The sequence below is a fragment of the Micromonospora sp. CA-248260 genome (genome assembly GCF_050942205.1).
GTDB lineage: Bacteria > Actinomycetota > Actinomycetes > Mycobacteriales > Micromonosporaceae > Micromonospora > Micromonospora antibiotica.
In genome coordinates, this window is sequence record NZ_CP192021.1 from 5,596,956 (window position 1) to 5,616,441 (window position 19,486).

A 19,486-nucleotide genomic window follows, 5' to 3' on the forward strand; every position below is an offset into this window, starting at 1 on the left:
AGTGTGCCCGGCATGACCTCTCCCGACCGACTCGTGCGGGTCGCCACGGCCCGTGGGGTGACCACGCTCACCCTGGACAGCCCGCACAACCGCAACGCGCTGTCCACGGCGCTGATGACCGAGCTGCTGGCCGGGATCGCCGCGGCGGTCGCCGACGACGCGGTCCGGGTGGTCGTGCTGGACCACACCGGTCCGGTCTTCTGCTCCGGGGCGGACCTGAAGGAGACGGCGGCGGCGTACGCCAGCGGGTCGGTGCCGGCCGGGATGCTCGGTGACGTGCTGGTGGCGGTGCGGGAGTGCCCGAAGCCGGTGCTGGCGAAGGTGGCCGGGCCGGCGCGGGCCGGCGGTCTGGGCCTGATCGCGGCGGCGGACCTGGCGGTCTGCGCGCAGGAGGCGACGTTCGCCTTCACCGAGGTGCGGATCGGGGTGATCCCGGCGGTGATCTCGGCGACCGTGCTGCCCCGGCTGCATCCCCGGGCCGCTGCCGAGCTGTACCTGACCGGCGACACCTTCGACGGTGGGCGGGCCGCCGAGGTGGGCCTGGTGACCGCCGCCGTGCCGGCCGCCGAGCTGGACGCGGCGGTGGCCGGGTACTGCGCGTCGCTGGTCCGGGGGGCGCCGGGGGCGTTGGCCGGGACGAAGGAGTTGCTGCGCCGACCGCCGGCCACGGACCTGCGGGCGGAGATCGCCGACCTGTCCGCCCGCTCCACCGGTTACTTCCTGTCGGCCGAGGGCCGCGAGGGCGTGGCGGCGTTCCGCGAGCGGCGGGACGCCGCCTGGGTACCGACGGATTGAGCTGGTTTCTTCCGATTCCGTGCGGGAACGTGAACCGGTCGACCGACCCGGGGTCCCCGGATGACGACGTAGGCTGGCTCCGACCCTGAAACAGGAGGTGCGGGTGCGGACACGGACATTCGTGGCAGCCGGTGTCGTGGTGGCGTTGTTCGCCATCGTCGGGGGCTGGGGAGTCCGTCAGTTCGACGGGGAGCTTCGGCTCCCCATCGCGGGCCGCAGTTGCACCGTTCAGGCCGACGGCACCGTGAAGCTCGACGCCGACCAGATGGCCAACGCGGCCACCATCGCCGCGATCGGCATGCAACGGCAGATGCCCGAACAGGCCGTGGTGGTCGCCCTGGCCACCGCCTACCAGGAGTCGGGGCTGCGCAACCTCACCCACGGTGACCGGGACTCGCTCGGCCTCTTCCAGCAGCGCCCCAGCCAGGGTTGGGGCACCCCGGAGCAGATCCGCGACCAGCGGTACGCGGCGACCCGGTTCTACAAGGCGTTGAAGAAGGTGCGCGGCTGGGAGCGGATGGAGGTCACCGACGCCGCCCAGGCGGTGCAGCGGTCGGCGTACCCGACGGCGTACCAGAAGTGGGCCGACGAGTCCCAGGTGCTGGCGCGGGCCCTGCTCGGCGAGGCGACCGGCGCCGTGGCCTGCACGGTGGGGCGTACCCCGGTGATGCGCGGGCAGGCGGCGGCGGCTGAGCTGACCCGTGGCCTGACCCTCGACTGGGGTCTGCCCGACGCCGGGGCGGTGGCCGAGCTGACCGACGTGACGGTGCCCGCCACGGACGTCCGCGACGGCTGGCGGTACGCGCACTGGTTGGTCTCGCACGCCCCCGACCACGGGGTGAAACGGGTCCGCTTCGACGGTCTGGAGTGGAGCGCCGACAACGGCCGGTGGGCGAAGGTCTCCGACGGCCGGCCGACCGAGGCGAGGGTGCTGGCCGAGGTCTTCGCCGACCGCGCCTGACGGGTCGACGGGCCGGTGCGGTCAGCCGGCGACGTTCAGCCGGCGACGCACCTTCTCCCGGGTCGATTCGGGCAGGTCGGGGACGTCGAGCAGCCGGGGCAGCAGTTCCGGTTCCAGGCTGGTGGCCCGGAACACCTCGCCGATGGTGACGCCGTGCGCCGGCCGGTCCACCACCTCGACCGGGTCGCCCGCGCCGACCTCGCCGTCGCGCAGCACCCGCAGGTACGCCCCGGGCATGGCCCGGACGGTGAACCGCTTGATCAGGTCGGGCACCCCCCAGAAGCCGGCGAAGGTCAGGCACGGGGTACGCGGCTTGGTGACCTGGAGCAGCGCCGACCCGACGGCCCAGCGTTCGCCGATCACCGCGCCGGTGACGTCCACCGCCCAGGTGGTGAGGTTCTCCCCGAAGCCGCCGGGGCGGATGTCGCGGCGCAGCTCGGCCGACCACCAGCCGGCGTCCTCCTGGGCGTAGGCGTAGACCGCCTGGTCGGGGCCGCCGTGCTGGGCCCGCTCACCGATGAAGTCACCGACCACCCCGTCGGCGCGCAGCAGCACCGGGCCGTCGACCGGCCGCTTGTCGATGCCGCTGCGTCCGCTCGCGTCGCCCGCCCACTGCGCCTGCGTCACCACGCCGAGGTTCACCGCCGCCACCCTGCCCGTCATGGCCCCAGGGTACGGCCGGGCGCGGGTGGTCACCGTCCCGGCTCAGCCCTTGACCGCACCGGCGACCAGACCGGAGACCATCCGCCGCTGCACCAGCAGGAAGAAGACGATCACGGGGAGGGTGAACAGGGTGGAGGCGGCCATCACCGATCCCCAGGCGGTGTCGTCCCGGCCGAAGAAGAACGTCATCGCCACCGGCAGGGTGTAGCGGCTCTGGTCGTTGACGAAGGTCAGCGCGAAGATCAGCTCGTTCCAGGCGGTGATGAAGGAGAAGATGCTGGTCGCCACCAGGCCCGGCGCGACCAGTGGGAAGAGGACCTTCCGGAAGATCTGCGACCGGCTCGCCCCGTCGATCGCGGCGGCCTCCTCCAGCTCCTTGGGCACCGCCGCGACGAAGCCGCGCAGCATCCACACCGCGAACGGCAGGGAGAAGCCCAGGTAGGTCAGGATCAGGCTGGGCAGGGTGTTGTAGAGGCCGAGCCGCTGGATCATCAGGAACAGCGGGATGACCAGCGCCTCCAGCGGGATCATCTGCACCACCAGCAGCAAGATCAGGAAGGTGGTCCGCAGCCGGAACCGGAACCGGGCCACCGCCGTCGCGGCCAGCAGCGCCACCAGGCCGCTCAGCACGACCGTGCTCACCGCCACCAGCACGCTGTTGAGCAGGAAGTCGCCGAAGGTCACGCCCGGGATCAGGTTGCCGGTGAGGATCTCCCGGTAGTGCTCCAGGGTGGGGTGTGCCGGCACCGGCCGGGGGGTGGCCGAGAAGATCTCCCGGTTGGGCTTCAGCGAGGTGGCGACCATCCAGTAGACCGGGAAGACGGCGAAGAGCGCCACCAGCAGGCCCGCACCGTTGAGGGCGACCTTCTTCACGACTCGTCCTCCTGCCTGAGCACCATCCGGACGTACAGGCCGGTCACCAGCAGCAGGATAAGCGTGAGGATGACCGCGATGGCCGAGCCCACGCCGTACCTGGGCGGTGGGGAGAACGCCTCGGCGTACGAGTAGATGGCGAGCATGAACGTCGGCCGGTCCTGGGTGCCGCCGGCCAGGACGAACTGCTGGGTGAAGACCTTGAAGTCCCAGATGGTGGAGAGCACCACCAGGATGCCGAAGACCGGCCGCAGCAGCGGGAAGGTGATCTTCCAGAACACCGTCCACGGGCCGGCCCCGTCGACCCGGGCCGCCTCGTGCAGCTCGCTCGGTACGCTCTTGAGCCCGGCGAGCACGCTCACCGCGATGAACGGGAACGAGTGCCAGACCACCACCAGGGTCAGGATCGCGAAGAACAGCAGCGGCGAGTTGAACCAGCCGTAACCCGACCAGTCGGTGCGGCCGAAGAGCGCCTGCGACAGCCCGTCGGGCAGGGCGTTGAACGCCCAGGTGACCAGGCCGGAGGTGTCATCGAAGATCCATTTCCAGACGATCGTGCCGGTCAGCGCCGGGGTGGCCCAGGCCAGCATCACGCAACCGGCCACGAAGGTGGCCATCTTCCGGCCGAGCCGGTGCAGCAGCAGCCCGACCAGGGTGCCCAGCACCATCGTCAGCAGCACGTTCGCTGCGGCGAAGAGCACCGTGTTGCGCAGCACCGTACGGAAGAACGGGTCGCCGAGGATCTGGGTGTAGTTCGCCAGCCCGACGAACGGCCACTCCCGGTCCCCGCGCAGCTGCCGGACGTTGTCGAGCCGGAAGAACGACATCGTCACCACCTGACCCAACGGCCAGAGCAGCAGCACCCCGATCACGACCAGGCAGGGCAGCAGGAGCAGGTACGGCAGGCGGTCCACCCGGGACCGTCGCCGCGCGGGGGTCTCCCGCGCGGCGTCCGTCCGGGTGTGCTCGGTCAGCGTGCTCACTTGGCGTTGAGGATGCTTTCCATCTCGGCGGCGGCGTCACCGGTGGCCTGCTCGACCGATTTCTGCCCCTTGATGACCGAGCTGTTCATCGCCTGGGTGACCGTCTTCGTCCGGCTGACCTCCACCCACTTGGGGGTCAGCGGCGTCACCCGGGTGCGCTGCATGGTGCTGGCGAACGCCGACATCAGCTTGTCGTCGGCGTAGTTCCCGCCCTGCACGAGGTCGGCGTAGACCGGGAAGAACCCCAGGCTGCCGGCGAAGGTCTGGGCGTTCTTCTTGTTCAGCAGCACGGTCAGGTAGTCCCAGGCCAGGTCCTGCCGCTTGCTGTCGCGCCACAGGGCGATGTCCGAGCCGCCGGCGAAGGCCGGGGCCGGCCTGCCGTCCGGGCCGGGGATCGGGAAGGTGCCCCAGACCTTCTCGATGTCGGGGTTGTCCTTCTTGATCGCGCCGGCCTGCCAGCTGCCGGCGAAGGCCATCGCCGCCTTGCCGGTGGCGAACTGGGTACGGGCGTCGATCTCGTTCCATCCGGCGGCGGCGGGCGGGGCGACCTTGTGCACGGTCACCAGGTCGGTCCAGAACTTCACCGCCTGCCGCGCCTGCGGGCTGGTGTAACCGGACTTCCAGGTGCCGCCCTGGTCGGTGGCGATCTCGCCGCCGGCACCCCAAAGGAAGGAGTAGAAGGGCAGCTCGGAGTTGCCGGGCAGGGCGATGCCGTAGGTGCCGGGCTTCTTGGCCTGCACCGCCTTGGCGACCGCGACCAGGTCGTCCCAGTTCTTCGGCGGCTGCACGCCGGCCTCGGCGAACCAGTCGGTGCGGTAGTAGATCGCGCGCACCCCGGCGTACCAGGGGACGCCGTACTGCTTGCCGTCGAGTTGCGCGTTGCGCACCAGGTCGGGCAGGACGTCCTTGCCGTCGGCCCAGCTGCCGAACCTGCCGGAGACGTCGGCGAGGGCCTCCTGGGCCGCCCAGCCCTGGGTCTCGGTGTTGCCGAGTTCGGTGACGTCCGGGCCCTCGCCGCCGGCGAGCGCGGCCTGGAACTTCTTCGGCGCCTCCAGCCAGGGTATGTACTGGACCACCACGTCGGTGTCGGGGTGCCGCTGCCGGAACTCGGTCTCGACGCCGTCGAGGAACGTCGTCTGGGCGTCGCTCCCCTCGCCCATCATCCAGACCGTCAGCTTGCTGTCGTCGGCGGCTTCGTCGTCGCCGGAACCGCCGCAACCGGCGAGCACCATCGCGGCCGAGGCCACGATGGCGGTGACCGGGGCCAGCCGTTTCCACCTGTTCACGCCACTTCTCCCTCGCGCTGTCCGGCATTTACCTTCTCAGCCGCACCCTAGTAGGAAAATTTCCTTTACGACAGGGGTGGGTGCCGCCCCGCGCGAGCGGACCGTCGACGGCACGGCGGCGGACGGCGGGGCGTTCGGCGAGGCGACCGTATCGCAGGCGGGGGCCGCTCTGGCAGGCCCCGCGACGACCCGTCGGGATCGATGGTCACCATCCGGACGAGCGGATGCCCGCCCCCGAACCGGGGGCGGGCATCCGCTGAGTTGGTCCGCGCCGGCCGGTCACCGACCGGCGGGCGGGGTCACCGGTGGCTGACGCCCCGACGACGACCCACACCGGCCACCAGGGCCACGGCGATGGCGGCGAGGACGACCTGCACCAGCAGCTCGGTCCAGTCGATGCCGGCGGTCTGAGTGGCGATGCCCATCGCCCGGGCCAGCACGGTGCCCAGCAGCGCGGCGCCCACACCGATCAGCATGTGCAGCCAGATCGGCATGTTCTGGCGGCCCGGCACGACCAGGCGACCCAGAGCGCCGATGATGAGACCGACGACGAGCGCGGTGATGATGCCCCAGACGGTGAACTCCACGGCCGTCCTCCTTCAGTAGATATGTCGTTGGTGAGTGTTTGTTGCTGTGGTGATCGATAGGTTCCCGAAGCGGAGAATTTCCAAACCGACTCCGGTAACGATCTGGTCTAGACCGCCCGCCACCGGCGACGACCCCCGGCCGCCCGGCCCCGTACGCCAGCGGGCGCCCGACCCCGTGGGGGTCGGGCGCCCGCTCAGCGGTGCCGCTTGACTTACCGGTGGGTGACGCTGCGGCGGCGACCCACACCGGCCACCAGGGCCACGGCGATGGCGGCGAGGACGACCTGCACCAGCAGCTCGGTCCAGTCGATGCCGGCGGTCTGAGTGGCGATGCCCATCGCCCGGGCCAGCACGGTGCCCAGCAGCGCGGCGCCCACACCGATCAGCATGTGCAGCCAGATCGGCATGTTCTGGCGGCCCGGCACGACCAGACGGCCCAGAGCGCCGATGATGAGACCAACAACGAGCGCGGTGATGATGCCCCAGACGGTGAACTCCACGGTCGCCCTCCTCCTGAAGATTGAGTCACACGGTATGTGTGGTTCCTGTCGTGACAGCTAGATTCCCGACCCGCCGGAAAACCAAACCGACTCACCACCACACATGTCGCCGCACGTCGATCGAACACCGCTGCGTCGGTTCGCCGGCCGTCGATGTCCGTGCAGCTCAGGGCACTCGCGCCAGCCCATCCGGCAGCGACGCCGGGGCGGAAAAATTCGTCCGTACGACACCGGGGCGCGCATGCCGACGGCCGGCGGCCCGGTCGGAACACCGGGTCCGCCGGCCGTCGTGGGACACCTGGACCGGCCGTGCCGCGCGGGCGCGGCCGAGCCGACGGGCCGGGCGTACGCGCCCGCTGCGGGCGGCTACTTCTTGCCGGCCGGCTTGGCGTCGCCGGAGTCCGAGGAGAGCGCGGCGATGAATGCCTCCTGGGGCACCTCCACCCGGCCCACCATCTTCATCCGCTTCTTGCCCTCCTTCTGCTTCTCCAGCAGCTTGCGCTTACGGCTGATGTCACCGCCGTAGCACTTGGCCAGCACGTCCTTGCGGATGGCGCGGATGGTCTCCCGGGCGATCACCCGACTGCCGATGGCCGCCTGGATCGGCACCTCGAACTGCTGGCGCGGGATCAGGGTGCGCAGCTTCGCCGCGATCGTGGTCCCGTAGTTGTACGCCTTGTCCTTGTGCACGATCGCGCTGAACGCGTCCACCGGCTCACCGTGCAACAGGATGTCCACCTTGACCAGGTCGGACGCCTGCTCGTCGGTGGGCTCGTAGTCCAGCGAGGCGTAGCCCTTGGTGCGGCTCTTCAACTGGTCGAAGAAGTCGTAGATGATCTCGGCGAGCGGGAGGGTGTAGCGCAGCTCCACCCGGTCGGCCGAGAGGTACTCCATGCCGAGCAGGCTGCCGCGCCGACCCTGGCACAGCTCCATCACCGCGCCGACGTAGTCGTTCGGGGTGAGCACGCTGGCCCGCACCACCGGCTCGTACACCTCGGCGATCTTGCCGGTGGGGTACTCGCTCGGGTTGGTCACCACGATCTCCTGGCCGTCCTCGGTGATGGCCCGGTAGACCACGTTCGGGGCGGTGGAGATCAGGTCGAGGTTGTACTCCCGCTCCAGCCGCTCCCGGATGATCTCCAGGTGCAGCAGGCCGAGGAAGCCGCAGCGGAAGCCGAAGCCGAGCGCCCCGGACGTCTCCGGCTCGTAGTCGAGCGCGGCGTCGTTGAGCTTGAGCTTGTCCAGCGCCTCACGCAGGTTGGGGTAGTCCGAGCCGTCGATCGGGTAGAGGCCGGAGTAGACCATCGGCTTGGGGTCCTTGTAGCCGCCGAGCGCCTCGGTGGCCGGCCGGGCGTTGATCGTGACGGTGTCACCGACCCGGGACTGCCGGACGTCCTTGACACCGGTGATCAGGTAGCCCACCTCGCCGACGCCGAGCGCGTCGGCCTTGACCATCTCGGGCGAGATGACGCCGATCTCCAGCAGCTCGTGCACGGCGGCGGTGGACATCATCTTGATCCGGTCCCGGGCGCTGATCCGGCCGTCGATGACCCGGACGTAGGTGACCACGCCCCGGTAGACGTCGTACACCGAGTCGAAGATCATCGCGCGGGCGGGCGCGTCGGCGTCACCGACCGGCGGGACGAACTGCCTGACGATCTCGTCGAGCAGGTACGGCACCCCGTCACCGGTCTTGCCGGAGACCCTGATGCAGTCGGCCGGGTCGCCGCCGATCAGGTGGGCCAGCTCCTCGGCGTACTTCTCCGGCTGGGCGGCCGGGAGGTCGATCTTGTTGAGCACCGGAATGATCTTGAGATCGTTCTCCAGCGCCAGATAGAGGTTGGCCAGCGTCTGCGCCTCGATGCCCTGGGCGGCGTCGACCAGCAGCAGCGCCCCCTCACAGGCGGCCAGCGACCGGGACACCTCGTAGGTGAAGTCCACGTGGCCCGGGGTGTCGATCATGTTGAGGACGGCCTGCTCACCCGTCCGCTCGCCCTCGCGGATGGTCCACGGCATTCGGACGGCCTGGCTCTTGATGGTGATGCCGCGCTCGCGCTCGATGTCCATCCGGTCGAGGTACTGCGCGCGCATCTGCCGGGGATCGACCACGCCGGTCAGCTGCAACATCCGGTCGGCCAGGGTCGACTTCCCGTGGTCGATGTGGGCGATGATGCAGAAGTTCCGGATGCGCGCCGGGTCGGTGGCACCAGGAGCGTTCGCGCCGGGATCGAGCGTCGGTGGCACAGCGGTCCGTTCTGGTCGGCTGACGGGAGCGGGCCGACGCACGCCGGCCCCCTCTATGCTCCCACGTCGCCGCGAACCCGGTCCGATCACTCCTGGGGTACCCGGACCGGACCCGACGCGGCAGGGCCCGGCGGGGTGCACTCCTCGGCCACCTCGACGGAGAGGGCGGGCCCGGCGGGGTTCACTCCTCGGGCGGCTCGACGAAGAGGGCGGCGAGCTTCGGCAGCCGACGGCGGGCCTCCTGCTCGTCGTCGAAGTCCCAGAAGTCGTTCAGGTCGGGCACCGGCACCCGGTCCCGCTCCGCCGGCAGGTCGGTGGCGGTCGCCTTACGGTAGGCGTCCCACGGCACCGCCAGCATGTCCTCGCACTCGAACTCCTCACCGCTGAGCGCCGCTGACCGGACCCGGGGCACCTCGGCCAACGAATCCGGCGCGGTCACCGCGGCGGCGAAGACCGCCCGCCCCTGGGTCATCAGCCAACCCCGGAAATACTCGAACCCGTCGTCGGAGCAACCCCCGTTGATCAGGTACGCCGCACCCCACAGGTCGACCCGGTAGGAAGCGGCAAGCACCCGCTGCTGGTGGTGCGCGTACCCGACGATGTCCTGCGGGGTGCGTTCGGCGAGCAGCGCGACCGCCCGGGCGGCGACCGCGCCGGCCTCGCCCCCGCCCCCGGCCCGGGCCTGGTCGATCAGCTGCCAGAAGTCGTCGGTCCTCATGGCCTGGAGTCTCCCAGACCCCCGCCGGCACCCGGTCGACGCCGGGCCACCGTCGTCCCGGCCGGGGCGCACGCGCCGCGCGGGTCGGCGGTGCACCCGGTTCGGCCCGACCGGGCACGATGGTGGGGTGTCCACGACGCCGCCGCCGTACCACCGCACCGCCGTGCGGCCCGACTGGCGGGAGCTGCCCGCCGGCCTGCGGGACGCGGTCACCGCCCGGCTCGGTGCGCCGGTGGTCACGGCCCGGACCGCGACCGCGGGCTTCACCGGCGGCTTCGCCGCCGTGCTGGAGACGGCAGCCGGCACCCGGGTCTTCGTCAAGGCCGCCGAGTTGGCCCGGCAACGCCACCTGGCCGACTGGTACGCCCGCGAGCTGGCCGTCCTCGCCCGGCTGCCGGCCGGCCTGCCGGTCCCCCGCCCACGCTGGGCGCTCGACGCGGCCGGTTGGTACGCGGTCGGCCTCGACGCCCTGGACGGGCGGACGCCCCGCCTGCCCTGGGACCCGGCCGACCTGGCCGCCGTGCTCACCGGCTACGCCGAGGTGGCCGCCGCGCTGGTCGACCCGCCGGCCGCACTGACCGCCCTCGGCCTCCCCCGGCTGGCCCAGCTGGCCCGCGACGACATCCTCTGGTGGGGTGAGGTGGCCGCCGGCCGGGAGCCGATGCCCGCACTGCCCCCGGCGGCCCGCGACCGGCTACCCGACCTCGTCGCGCTGGAGTCCCGGCTGCCCGGCTACGCGGCAGCCGCACCCGGCCTGGCCCACGGTGACCTGCGGCTGGACAACGTGCTGCTCGACCCAGCCGGGCGGGCCTGGTTCTGCGACTGGAACTGGCTCTGCCACGGCCCCGCCTGGTTCGACCTGGCCGGCCTCCTGATCACCGGGTACGGCGACCGGGTGGACCTGGATGCGGCCTTCGCCGCCCACCCGGCGGCGGCCGACGCCCCGCCCGACGCCCTGGACGTGACGCTTGCCGCCCTCTGCGGCTACTACCTCACCGCCGCCGGCCCACCCTCAGCCGCCGCCTCCCCGCCGGCTGACGCTCTCCCGCCGATTGGCGGCCCCCCGCCGGCTGGCGGCCTCTCAACGGTCGCCGGCTCCTCAGCGGCTGATTGCCTCGCGGCGGCCAGCGGCTCTCCACCGGCCGGGGGCTCCCCACCGGCCGGGGGCTACCCGGCGGCTGCCCAGGGGGCGGGCGGCCCGGGGGCGGCGGGCCCGTCCGCGCTGCTGGGAGTGCATCGACGGTTCAGCGGGGAGCAGGCTCTGCGCTGGCTCGCCGCCCGGCAGGGCTGGTGGTGACCACCTGCCGTGCCGGGCTGGCCGGTCCGGGCGGGGGTGGGGCGTTTTGGCTCGTCCGGACCGACCTGGTAGCCTGGCTTTTCGCGTGGCGATGACGCATGCTCGTCGCGCGCGGTAATGCAGACCAAACCGAGCTATCAAGACGAGGCTGTCGCGTGGCGAACATCAAGTCCCAGATCAAGCGCAACCGGCAGAACGAGAAGCGCCGGCTGCGTAACAAGTCGGTCAAGTCGTCGCTGAAGACCGCCATCCGGAAGTTCCACGAGGCTGCGGAGGCCGGTGACGCCGAGAAGGCCACCGCCCTGATGCGTGACGCCGCCCGCAAGCTCGACAAGGCCGCCAGCAAGGGCGTCATTCACGCCAACCAGGCGGCCAACCGGAAGTCGGCCATCTCGAAGCGCGTCGGCTCGCTCTCGGCCTGACCGAGCGACCCAAACCCGACCGTAGGCCCCGGAGCACTGCTCCGGGGCCTACGGCTTCGTACTTTCCGGGCCTCGACCCGTCGTCCGCGCTGCCCTGACGAGTCAGGTCTACCCGGGAGAGACGAGCGGCGAGTCGCGTCTACCCGTGGGAGACGGGCGGGGCGGCGGGTCGGGTCTACCTGCGGGAGACGGGCGGGGGCGGCGAGTCGGCCGGCTCCCAGCGGGCAGGTGCGGTGGTGACCATCGCGCCCGGCAGGGCGTAGGGCACCCGGGCGCGTCCGACCACCGGCTCGACCTGCCGCCGGAACCGGTCCCGCTCCTGCTCCGGCACCAGCGCCGCCGAGTGGACCACCCGCTCGGCGACCTCGTCGTTGAGTTTCACCATGACCGCCACCGCCATCGGCAGCACCGGCACCGCCCACCAGTTGACCAACTCGGCCAGGGCAAGAAGCACCGCGAGCGCCACCGCCCCCTCGAAGAAGAGGAAGCAGAGCACCCCACCCGGGTTGACGAAGCGCAGGCCGAGCAGCCGGGCGTAGAGCGGTCGGTAACGCTGGTCGTCCGCCGGCACGGTCGACCAGCCCGGCCGGCCGTGCCCCGTCACCGGGCGGGTGGTCCCGCTCACCGGCCGGTGCACGCCATCCACCTGCCGCAGGTGGCCGGCCGCCGGGCGGATCGGGCCGGTCACCGGGCGGTGCCCTGCCGGGCGGCGGCGACCGAGAAGACCGCCTTCTCCAGGGCGTACGCCCGGTCGTCGGCACCGCCCTTGACCGCCGCGTTGCACTCGGCCGCCGCCCGCATCGCCTCGACCAGCCCTTCCGGTGTCCAGCCCCGGGCCCGCTGCTGGGCATTCTTGATCTTCCAGGCGGGCATGCCGAGGGTGCTCGCCAGCTGGTACGGATCGCCCCGGCCGGCGGCTGCGACCCGGGCCACCGTCCGGACCCCGTCGGCGAGGGCGTCGGCGATCGGCACCGGGTCGACCCCGACGTGCAGCGCCCAGCGCAACGCCTCCAGCGCGGCGGGGACGTCGCCGATCATGGTGGCGTCGGCGACGGTGAAGCCGCTCACCTCGACCCGACCCCGGTAGTAGCGGGACACCGTGTCCGCGCCGATCCGCCCATCCGTGTCGGCGATCAGCTGGGAGCAGGCGGCGGCCAGCTCCCGCAGGTCGGTGCCGACGGCGGCGATCAACGCGTCGGCCGCGTCGTCGGTGCACCTGCCACCGCCCCGGCGGATCTCGTCGCGGACGAAAGCCACCCGCTCGCGGTGCCCCTTGAGCTTCGCCGCCGCGATGACCGTCGCCCCGGCGGCGCGCAGCCCGTCGGCGAACGCCTTGCCTTTGCCCCCGCCCAGGTGCAGCGCCACCAGTTGGACGTCCGGGTCGGGGTTCTTCGCGTAGCCGAGCAGGGCGGTGACCAGGTCCTTGCGGGCATCCTGGGCGGACCGCAGCACCAGCACCCGCCGCCCGCCGAACAACGACGGGCTGAGCATCTCGGCGATCTCGCCGACGGCCAACGCCCCGGCCTGGTATTCCCGGACGTCGACCTCGGGGTCGACGCTACGGGCCTTCGCCACGGCTTCGCTCACCGCGCGCGTGGCGAGCAGCTCCTCGTCGCCGAGGACGAGCAGAATAGGAGCAAGGTCGACGCCGGTCACGTCGCTCATCTTGGCACGCTCGGCGGCTGATCGTGCCTGCTCGTCGACGGCTGCGACGGCCCACCCCGCACTCAGCGCAAATATAGACATTTACCTTGATTGTCGGGCAGTAGGCGCAATATGGCTCTGATTCCTGATTTCCCTTCACCTTCGTCCGGCCTGCCCCGGGCTGGCCAGCCGCCCACCCCACCAACCGGGGCAGGCCCGGAAGCACCGTTTCGTCCCACCCGGGTCAGCGGCGACCCGGGGGCAGGCCCCGACCGACCACTGCCAGCCGGCCGGACCGCAGCACCACCGCCACGTCCCCGTCGGTGTCGGTACGCAGCACCCGGGCACCGGCTCGGGTGAGCCGATCCAGGATCACCGGACTCGGATGGCCGTAGTCGTTGTCGGCTCCCACCGGCACCAACGCGACCATCGGCCGGACCGCATCGAGGAAGGCCGGCTCCTGGTATGCGCTGCCGTGGTGGGCCACCTTGAGCACCTCGGCCCGCAGTTCCTGCGGCGGCGTCCGGTCCAGCAGTGCCCGCTGCTCCTCCGTCTCCGCGTCCCCCGGCAGCACGATGCGGACACCGGCCACGGTGGCCCGCAGGACGAGGGAGTTGTTGTTCGGGTCGGACCGGGTGCCCCGCATCGGATAGGGCGGACCGAGCGCGACCAACTCCACCCCACCCGACCGGTACGACCAGCCCGCCGCCGGCACCACCTGCCGCGCGGCACCGGCCGCGAGCGTCACCGACTCCCGTCCCGCCGCCGGCTCGGCCAACGCCGGGGCGACCACCATGGCCACCCGTCGGCCCCGGGACACCCCGGCCACACCCCCGACGTGGTCGGCGTGGAAGTGGCTGACCACCAGCAGCGAAACCTCCCGGACGCCGAGCCGGCGCAGGCAGCCGTCCACCGCCGACGGCTCCGGGCCGGCGTCCACCACCACCGCCCGGCCTGCCGTCACCGGCAACACGAGGGCGTCTCCCTGGCCGACGGCGCAGGCCACCACCACCCACCCGGGTGGCGGCCACCCGCTGGCGACCAGCCGGACCGGGAGGGTGCCCAGCACCACCGCCACCGCACCGACCGCCACCAGCCGGCGGACCAACGGGCGGCGGACGGCCAGCAACAACCCCAGGGTCAGCCCGGCCAGCAGCAACGCGCCCGGCAGTCCGCCCGGCCAGGGCAGGGTGCCGGCCGGCAGACGGGCCCCGACCCGGGCCACGGTGACCAGCCACCAGGCCGGCCAGCTCGCCAACCAGGCGGTGAACTCCGCACCGGCCGGCCACACCGGGGAGACGACCGCCGCCGCCACCCCCAGCACCGTGGCCGGGGCGATAGCCGGCACCACGAGCAGGTTCGCCGGTACGGCCACCAGGCTCACCGTGCCGGAAATGCCCGCCACCACCGGCCCGCAGGCGAGCTGGGCCGCCGCCGGAACGGCGAGCGCCTCCGCCAACCCCGCCGGTACGCCCCGGCGACGCAGCCCGTCCCGCCAGCCCGGGGCGAGCAGCAGCAGCCCACCGGTGGCCAGTACGGACAGCGCGAAACCGGCGTCACCGGCCAGCTCCGGGTCGACCAGCACCAGCACGGCCACCGCCGCAGCCAACGCAGGCAGGGTCGCCCGGGGACGCCCGGCAGCCAACGCGGCCAGCCCGATCGCCCCCATGGTGGCCGCCCGGACCACGCTGGGCGAGGGGCGGACCAGGACGACGAAACCGATCAGGGCGAGCCCACAGAGGATCACCGCCAGCCGGGGACCGGCCCGGACCCAGCGGGCCAGCAGCAGCACCGCGCCGACCACGATCGCCACGTTCGACCCGGAGAACGTGACTTGAGGAGGTGAGTCGACCAGACAAGAACGGCCCCGGCAGGTGCTGGAACACCTGTTACCCGGGGCCTTGACGGACACAGGAGGTCCGCCCGCCCATGAGTGTAGAGGCCCTGACCTGGGCGCTGAACGACGCGCCCGACCTTCCCCCTTCCTGCTTGGCCGTGCTGATCGGTCTCGCCAACCACGCCCACGCGAACGGCCGGGCCGCGTACCCATCCCGAGAACGGCTCGCCCACTACGCCCGCAAGTCGGTCCGCGCGGTGGCGAACGACATCAAGGAGTTGGAACGCCTCGGGCTGATCCGCCGAGGCGATCAGCGGCACGTCTTCCACCTGCCCGCCGACCGGCGGCCGGTTGTCTGGGATCTCGCGATGGAGCGTCGCCGGACCGTTCCCGGTTCGCTCGACCCGTTCGCCGAGCCGGCATCTGGCAAGCCGACCGAGGTCCCCGAGCCTGTGGATAACCGGGGTGAAGCTGACTTCCTGCCGGTTGCCGACCGGGGTGAAGCAGGCTTCCGAGCGGCAGGAAGTGCAGTACCGACCGGGGTGAATCCCGCTTCACACGAACCGTCCTTGAACCGTCAGAGAACCCTCAACCGCGCAAGCGCGGGAGAGACCTCTCCGAGGATCAACGGCAAGAAGACCTTCACCCCCCGGGCTCTGACCGGCGCTGCCCTGCCCGTCCAGCGGGACACCGAGCAGTGCCCAAGGCACCGGGGTAGCTCGGCTACCAACTGCGGCCCGTGCCGCTCCGAGGCTCTGGTGGATGGCCGATGAACGCCACCGCCGTCTACGCGCTCGCCCTGGTCCTCATCGGCGGACCCGTCGCGATGCTCTCGCCGTTCGCCATCGCTCGCCTGCTGGTCAACCAGCACGCCGACCAGATTGCCACCGCCACCCGCAAGGAGATCCGCCCGTGAACGTCACCTCGGTTGCCTCTCGCCTGAGCACGGGTCTCGTTGCCCTGGTCGCCGGCTACGCCTCGTTCTCCCACATCTACGCCGTCGCCCGGTCGGCCGGTGAACACGTCTCGGTCGCGTCGGTGCTCCCGCTGTCCATCGATGGTCTGATCCTGGTCGGCACGCTGGCGATGCTCGACGACAAGCGCAGCAACCGGAAGCCTCGTCTGTCCGCTCGGCTGGCCGTGGCGTTTGGCATCATCGCCACCCTTGCCGCTAACATCGCGTCGGCTCAGCCGACCTGGACGGCACGAGCAGTTGCTGCCGTTCCTCCGGTCGCCTTCCTACTGGCCGTCGAGGTGCTGAGCCGTCGGGGCAAGCTGATCCACACTGAGGCCGTCGAGCAGGTCGAGCCGGCCACCATCGCTGAGCCGGTTGCCGTCGAGCCTGAGCCCGTAGCCGAGCCGGTTGCCGTCGAGCAGGTCGAGCAGACCAGGAAGCCGACCCGAAAGCAGGTCACCGGCACGTCGGCTGACCGGGTCATGTCGGCTCACTTGGCCGAGCCCGAGGCGACTCACCCCCGGATCGCGGAGCTTGCCGGGGTGTCGGTGGCGACGGTGAAGCGGTACCGGCCGTCCCGTTCCACCGGCCGTACGCACGAGCTGGCGGGGGTGGCGGCATGACCGAGGTTGAGCGGCTGATCCGCCGGCTACGTCGGCAGCACACCGTGTCGCGGGTGGCCTATCGGTACGTCTCCGGTAGGCCACTCAGCGGCAAGCCTGGCTACCCGTACCGGCACCGGGGACCGGGCCGGCTGGCCGGCTGGCAGCGTCAGGTGATCCGGCTCAGCGTGCCGGCTACCGCTGTGCTGGCCGTGGCTCAGCCTGAGCCGTTCGGCTGGTCGGTCGGCTCGGCTGTCGTCGTGGCCGGCTACCGAGCCCGGCGACGGTTCACGATGCGCCGGTTCAACCGGGAGTACATCGCGCCGACCCTGGCTGCTCTCGCCCCGGCGATGGGGATGCAGACCGGCGTACGCCTGCACGTTGATCCCTCGCTCGGCAACCTCACGCCCCGACTCGTGAAGCCGCTGAGCCCGGCGGAGACAGCCGTACGGACCTGGTACGGGGAGAACGTTGAGCCGATCATCAGGTGGCTTCCTGAGCGTGCTCAGCGGGCGGCATGGTCGGTGCAGCGCACAGCCGAGCCGGTCACGTCCAAGCTGGCCGTGTTCCGCCGGCCCGTCGATGGCGACCAGGGGCCGCGTATCGAGCTGACCGCCGACACCCCATACCTGACCAGAGAGCAACGGCAGCTCGTCTCTTCGATCATCGGCAGCAAGATTCCCGTTGCTGACCTGGTGGAGACGTGGCACCAGGTCGGCCCCCGGGTACGCGCCGTCTGGACCGTGCGCAAGCGTCCGCCGGCCCAGGTAGGTGCTGAGCAGGTTGCCGCCAACCTCGCCGGGTTGGCCGAATGGGAGTTCTACATCGGTCAGGGTGCCGGGGACCGCCCGGTCACGTTGTCGCTGCGTGACGACTCGCCCCACGTCGCTGTGAGCGCGGGCACGGGAGCGGGCAAGAGCGTGCTTGCCGAGCTGATCGCCGTCCAGGTACTCAACCGGGGCGGCCGAGTGGTCATCCTCGACCGCAAGGGGTCCCACCGTTGGGCCCTCGGGTTGGCGGGGGTGGACTACTGCACCAAACCGGCGCAGATGCACGACGCCCTGGTGCGCCTCGCTGCCCTGGCGGATGAGCGCAACCAGCTTGCCCTACATGAGGCCGAGGATTGGGACCCCGGTCCCCGGGTGCTGGTCATCGCCGAGGAGTTGAACGCGACCATCGGGCAGCTTGTCAACTTCTGGGCCGAGGTTCGGAGCAAGGGGGACCAGAAGCGGTCCCCTGCCGTGGCAGCCCTGGCTGATCTGCTGTTCATGGGCCGCAGTGCCAAGGTCAACGTGTTGGCTATCGCGCAGATGCTCACCGCACGGGCCATCGGTGGCCCGGAGGCGCGGGAGAACTTCGGGGTTCGGTGCCTCGCCAGGTACACGGCGAACAACTGGAAGATGCTGGTTCCTGAGGCTGCCATGCCCCGGGCGTCTCGGACGCTCGGACGGTGGCAGATCGTTGTTGGTGGTCAGACCACGGAGACGCAGGTGGCCTACCTGACCGATGCGGAGGCTCGGGAGCTTGCATGTCCCCGGCCCTCGGGGACTTCGCAGGTCAACGGCCTATCAAGCCCTGCCGGGGACTTCCTGACGCTGCGGCAGGCAGCCGAGGGGGGAGTCATCCCGTGGAAGCTGGACGCAGCCAAGAAGCGACTACAGAGGGGAGTCGGCGAAGTACCCACTCCAAGGGGCAAGGACGGGAATGCGGATCTTTACTCGAAAGACGATCTTCTACGGTGGGCGGGCGGTGGCCCGTGAGAGTCAAGTCGTAGCAGACCCAAGCGCCGGACTGGGTGGATCATCCGCCCCGTTCAAACCCACCCTGTCCAGGTCCCACCGCCCGAACCGCACTGCCTGCGAGACTTGCTGTCCTGTAGCCACCGTCACCGTGACCCTCAGGACAAGTTCCCTGCCGTCTTCCTTGAACGGCAGATGCCGACGCATAGAGGCTATAGAGCGGTCAACGTTGGGCATGGTGTATTCAACAGCTTCACCCGGTTCAAGCCAGCGGGGGAGGCGTGGCTCTTGGTGGAACCCGGTGCCCTGCGACCGTTGCTCCTTCGGAGGCAGCAGGGACGACGGCACGTCGTACCAAAGAGTGAGCTTCATCAGTTGAACCCTGCTCCGGCCGTGGTTCGTGATCTGACCACTGACTTGAAGGCTCCTTGTCCCCGTATCTCCGTTCATGTGGTGGCCGGGCACTGCCTCCACCTTCAGGACTGGCAGCGCCTCCCTCCGGTATACGACGAACTGCCAAGCAGCCACGCCACTTGCCATCAAGGCACCGTAGATCGCTACTCCATCAGAGACGTTCACGAGCAAAATTATGGCTGCTCCATGCAACCAGCGTCTGCACCGAAGCCGAGTGACCGGTGCCTCTGCGTTCCAGGGCTCAGGACTGAGCCCGCCTGCGGGCCGTCGGGAGTTGCGTCTTCACAGTGTGCGGGCTGATGCCGATGGCCTCGGCGAGGATCTGCACCGGGTTGGCTGCGCCGATCTCTGCAAGCCGATCCATCGCATCAAGCAGACCCATGCAGTACGCCGCCCCATCCACCCGGGGACTCGTCGGTGGCAGATCGTGATCGGCGGACAGGCGACCGAGGTACAGGTTGCCTACCTGTCGACGAGCGAGGCTCGGCAGGTGTCGCATGTCCCCGGTCCCCGGAGACATCCCAGGTCAGCAGCCCATCAATCCTTACCGGGACTTCCTGACGCTGCGGCAGGCGGTAGACGCCGGAGTGCTGCCCTGGTCGCACGACGCAGCTAAAAAGCGGCTACAGCGACGAGTGGGCCATGCACCTCAGGCAAAGTGCAAGCAGGGGAATGCTGACCTATACACGCGACACGATCTTGTTCGCTGGGCAGGTAGGTGAGGTATCCAGGGCCGGCGGTAGTGTGCGAGAAGGGCCCGACCGAAGCCGGGCCCTTCGCTGCACCGTTAGTTCTTGAGGAAGACAGCGACCAGGCTTCCCACGGAACCCAACAGTCCCGCTGCGGCTTGCAGGATAGGCAGCATCGCGCGCATGAACTCAAGCCGCCGCCTGTGTCGCTGATCATGCTCTTCCGCGTGACCCTCGTCATGCTCGGGGGATTTTTCGTCTCTGGTGTCCCCGCTTG

General features: G+C 70.9%; 21 protein-coding genes. 8 read left to right on the forward strand and 13 right to left on the reverse strand.

Annotated features, from left to right (window positions below; genetic code table 11):
* Nucleotides 1-12: 12 nt before the first annotated feature.
* On the forward strand, nt 13-795 hold the full coding sequence (locus ACQP2H_RS24040) for an enoyl-CoA hydratase-related protein (RefSeq protein WP_219464280.1): 783 nt from the start codon (nt 13-15) through the stop codon (nt 793-795).
* A 97-nt stretch (nt 796-892) separates the two neighbouring features.
* Nucleotides 893-1,756, forward strand: a complete 864-nt coding sequence (locus ACQP2H_RS24045; RefSeq protein ID WP_208570114.1) for a hypothetical protein — start codon at nt 893-895, stop codon at nt 1,754-1,756.
* Between the two features lie 21 nt (nt 1,757-1,777).
* Here ACQP2H_RS24045 and ACQP2H_RS24050 read toward each other — a convergent pair whose 3' ends face one another.
* The 8 genes from ACQP2H_RS24050 to ACQP2H_RS24085 all read right to left on the reverse strand — a co-directional run bounded on the left by ACQP2H_RS24050 (nt 1,778) and on the right by ACQP2H_RS24085 (nt 9,610).
* Nucleotides 1,778-2,419: an MOSC domain-containing protein gene (locus ACQP2H_RS24050; RefSeq protein WP_219464281.1), complete on the reverse strand. Its 642-nt coding sequence runs from the start codon at nt 2,417-2,419 to the stop codon at nt 1,778-1,780.
* A 42-nt stretch (nt 2,420-2,461) separates the two neighbouring features.
* Entirely contained in the window at nt 2,462-3,292 is an 831-nt protein-coding gene (locus ACQP2H_RS24055) for a carbohydrate ABC transporter permease (protein WP_219464283.1), read from the reverse strand.
* Nucleotides 3,289-4,275, reverse strand: a complete 987-nt coding sequence (locus ACQP2H_RS24060; RefSeq protein ID WP_357535680.1) for a carbohydrate ABC transporter permease — start codon at nt 4,273-4,275, stop codon at nt 3,289-3,291. Before ACQP2H_RS24060 ends, ACQP2H_RS24055 begins: the two co-directional genes overlap by 4 nt.
* Nucleotides 4,272-5,561, reverse strand: a complete 1,290-nt coding sequence (locus ACQP2H_RS24065; protein ID WP_219464286.1) for a sugar ABC transporter substrate-binding protein — start codon at nt 5,559-5,561, stop codon at nt 4,272-4,274. Before ACQP2H_RS24065 ends, ACQP2H_RS24060 begins: the two co-directional genes overlap by 4 nt.
* Before the next feature lie 299 nt (nt 5,562-5,860).
* The gene (locus tag ACQP2H_RS24070) at nt 5,861-6,148 is read right to left on the reverse strand and encodes a GlsB/YeaQ/YmgE family stress response membrane protein (protein ID WP_208570119.1); all 288 of its coding nucleotides are present in this window, start codon (nt 6,146-6,148) and stop codon (nt 5,861-5,863) included.
* A 212-nt stretch (nt 6,149-6,360) separates the two neighbouring features.
* Nucleotides 6,361-6,648, reverse strand: a complete 288-nt coding sequence (locus ACQP2H_RS24075; protein WP_219464287.1) for a GlsB/YeaQ/YmgE family stress response membrane protein — start codon at nt 6,646-6,648, stop codon at nt 6,361-6,363.
* 366 nt (nt 6,649-7,014) lie between these two features.
* Nucleotides 7,015-8,892, reverse strand: a complete 1,878-nt coding sequence (gene lepA, locus ACQP2H_RS24080; RefSeq protein ID WP_219464288.1) for a translation elongation factor 4 — start codon at nt 8,890-8,892, stop codon at nt 7,015-7,017.
* A 181-nt stretch (nt 8,893-9,073) separates the two neighbouring features.
* A complete protein-coding gene (locus ACQP2H_RS24085) occupies nt 9,074-9,610 on the reverse strand; it encodes a DUF4240 domain-containing protein (protein WP_357535684.1) in 537 nt (178 codons plus the stop codon).
* Between the two features lie 196 nt (nt 9,611-9,806).
* Between ACQP2H_RS24085 and ACQP2H_RS24090 the strand changes: the two genes are divergently transcribed.
* A complete protein-coding gene (locus ACQP2H_RS24090; RefSeq protein WP_433233657.1) occupies nt 9,807-10,907 on the forward strand; it encodes a phosphotransferase family protein in 1,101 nt (366 codons plus the stop codon).
* Between the two features lie 155 nt (nt 10,908-11,062).
* The gene (gene rpsT / locus ACQP2H_RS24095) at nt 11,063-11,329 is read left to right on the forward strand and encodes a 30S ribosomal protein S20 (RefSeq protein WP_067311213.1); all 267 of its coding nucleotides are present in this window, start codon (nt 11,063-11,065) and stop codon (nt 11,327-11,329) included.
* A gap of 175 nt (nt 11,330-11,504) precedes the next feature.
* Here rpsT and ACQP2H_RS24100 read toward each other — a convergent pair whose 3' ends face one another.
* The 3 genes from ACQP2H_RS24100 to ACQP2H_RS24110 form a co-directional block, all read right to left on the reverse strand.
* On the reverse strand, nt 11,505-11,933 hold the full coding sequence (locus ACQP2H_RS24100; RefSeq protein WP_208570149.1) for a hypothetical protein: 429 nt from the start codon (nt 11,931-11,933) through the stop codon (nt 11,505-11,507).
* Nucleotides 11,934-12,013: 80 nt separating this feature from the next.
* The gene (gene holA, locus ACQP2H_RS24105) at nt 12,014-12,994 is read right to left on the reverse strand and encodes a DNA polymerase III subunit delta (RefSeq protein WP_208570124.1); all 981 of its coding nucleotides are present in this window, start codon (nt 12,992-12,994) and stop codon (nt 12,014-12,016) included.
* 223 nt (nt 12,995-13,217) lie between these two features.
* Nucleotides 13,218-14,786 carry a ComEC/Rec2 family competence protein gene (locus ACQP2H_RS24110; RefSeq protein WP_433228976.1) on the reverse strand — a complete coding sequence of 523 codons (1,569 nt, stop codon included), beginning with the start codon at nt 14,784-14,786 and terminating at the stop codon, nt 13,218-13,220.
* Nucleotides 14,787-14,902: 116 nt separating this feature from the next.
* Here ACQP2H_RS24110 and ACQP2H_RS24115 point away from each other — a divergent pair, with 116 nt between their 5' ends.
* From ACQP2H_RS24115 to ACQP2H_RS24130, 4 genes are read left to right on the forward strand one after another with little or no spacing between them, the layout of a single operon-like run.
* Nucleotides 14,903-15,583: a helix-turn-helix domain-containing protein gene (locus ACQP2H_RS24115; protein ID WP_433228978.1), complete on the forward strand. Its 681-nt coding sequence runs from the start codon at nt 14,903-14,905 to the stop codon at nt 15,581-15,583.
* The gene (locus ACQP2H_RS24120) at nt 15,580-15,726 is read left to right on the forward strand and encodes a hypothetical protein (protein WP_433228980.1); all 147 of its coding nucleotides are present in this window, start codon (nt 15,580-15,582) and stop codon (nt 15,724-15,726) included. The genes ACQP2H_RS24115 and ACQP2H_RS24120 overlap by 4 nt, the downstream gene beginning before the upstream one ends.
* Complete coding sequence (locus tag ACQP2H_RS24125; protein ID WP_433228982.1) at nt 15,723-16,388, forward strand: DUF2637 domain-containing protein; 666 nt, start codon at nt 15,723-15,725, stop codon at nt 16,386-16,388. Before ACQP2H_RS24120 ends, ACQP2H_RS24125 begins: the two co-directional genes overlap by 4 nt.
* Nucleotides 16,385-18,127: a helicase HerA domain-containing protein gene (locus tag ACQP2H_RS24130; RefSeq protein WP_433228984.1), complete on the forward strand. Its 1,743-nt coding sequence runs from the start codon at nt 16,385-16,387 to the stop codon at nt 18,125-18,127. The genes ACQP2H_RS24125 and ACQP2H_RS24130 overlap by 4 nt, the downstream gene beginning before the upstream one ends.
* Before the next feature lie 3 nt (nt 18,128-18,130).
* Here ACQP2H_RS24130 and ACQP2H_RS24135 read toward each other — a convergent pair whose 3' ends face one another.
* Both ACQP2H_RS24135 and ACQP2H_RS24140 read right to left on the reverse strand, forming a co-directional pair.
* Complete coding sequence (locus ACQP2H_RS24135) at nt 18,131-18,685, reverse strand: hypothetical protein (protein ID WP_433228986.1); 555 nt, start codon at nt 18,683-18,685, stop codon at nt 18,131-18,133.
* A 76-nt stretch (nt 18,686-18,761) separates the two neighbouring features.
* Nucleotides 18,762-19,019, reverse strand: coding sequence for a hypothetical protein (locus tag ACQP2H_RS24140; RefSeq protein WP_433228988.1), 258 nt, complete (start codon nt 19,017-19,019; stop codon nt 18,762-18,764).
* Nucleotides 19,020-19,486: the final 467 nt, after the last annotated feature.

Bases quoted from the DNA above. Each gene is read 5' to 3' on its own strand.
- ACQP2H_RS24040 (WP_219464280.1), top strand. From the start codon at position 13: ATGACCTCTCCCGACCGACTCGTGCGGGTCGCCACGGCCCGTGGGGTG.
- ACQP2H_RS24050 (WP_219464281.1), bottom strand. From the start codon at position 2,419: ATGACGGGCAGGGTGGCGGCGGTGAACCTCGGCGTGGTGACGCAGGCG.
- ACQP2H_RS24085 (WP_357535684.1), bottom strand. From the start codon at position 9,610: ATGAGGACCGACGACTTCTGGCAGCTGATCGACCAGGCCCGGGCCGGG.
- holA (WP_208570124.1), bottom strand. From the start codon at position 12,994: ATGAGCGACGTGACCGGCGTCGACCTTGCTCCTATTCTGCTCGTCCTC.
- ACQP2H_RS24115 (WP_433228978.1), top strand. From the start codon at position 14,903: ATGAGTGTAGAGGCCCTGACCTGGGCGCTGAACGACGCGCCCGACCTT.
- ACQP2H_RS24120 (WP_433228980.1), top strand. From the start codon at position 15,580: ATGAACGCCACCGCCGTCTACGCGCTCGCCCTGGTCCTCATCGGCGGA.
- ACQP2H_RS24130 (WP_433228984.1), top strand. From the start codon at position 16,385: ATGACCGAGGTTGAGCGGCTGATCCGCCGGCTACGTCGGCAGCACACC.
- ACQP2H_RS24140 (WP_433228988.1), bottom strand. From the start codon at position 19,019: ATGCGACACCTGCCGAGCCTCGCTCGTCGACAGGTAGGCAACCTGTAC.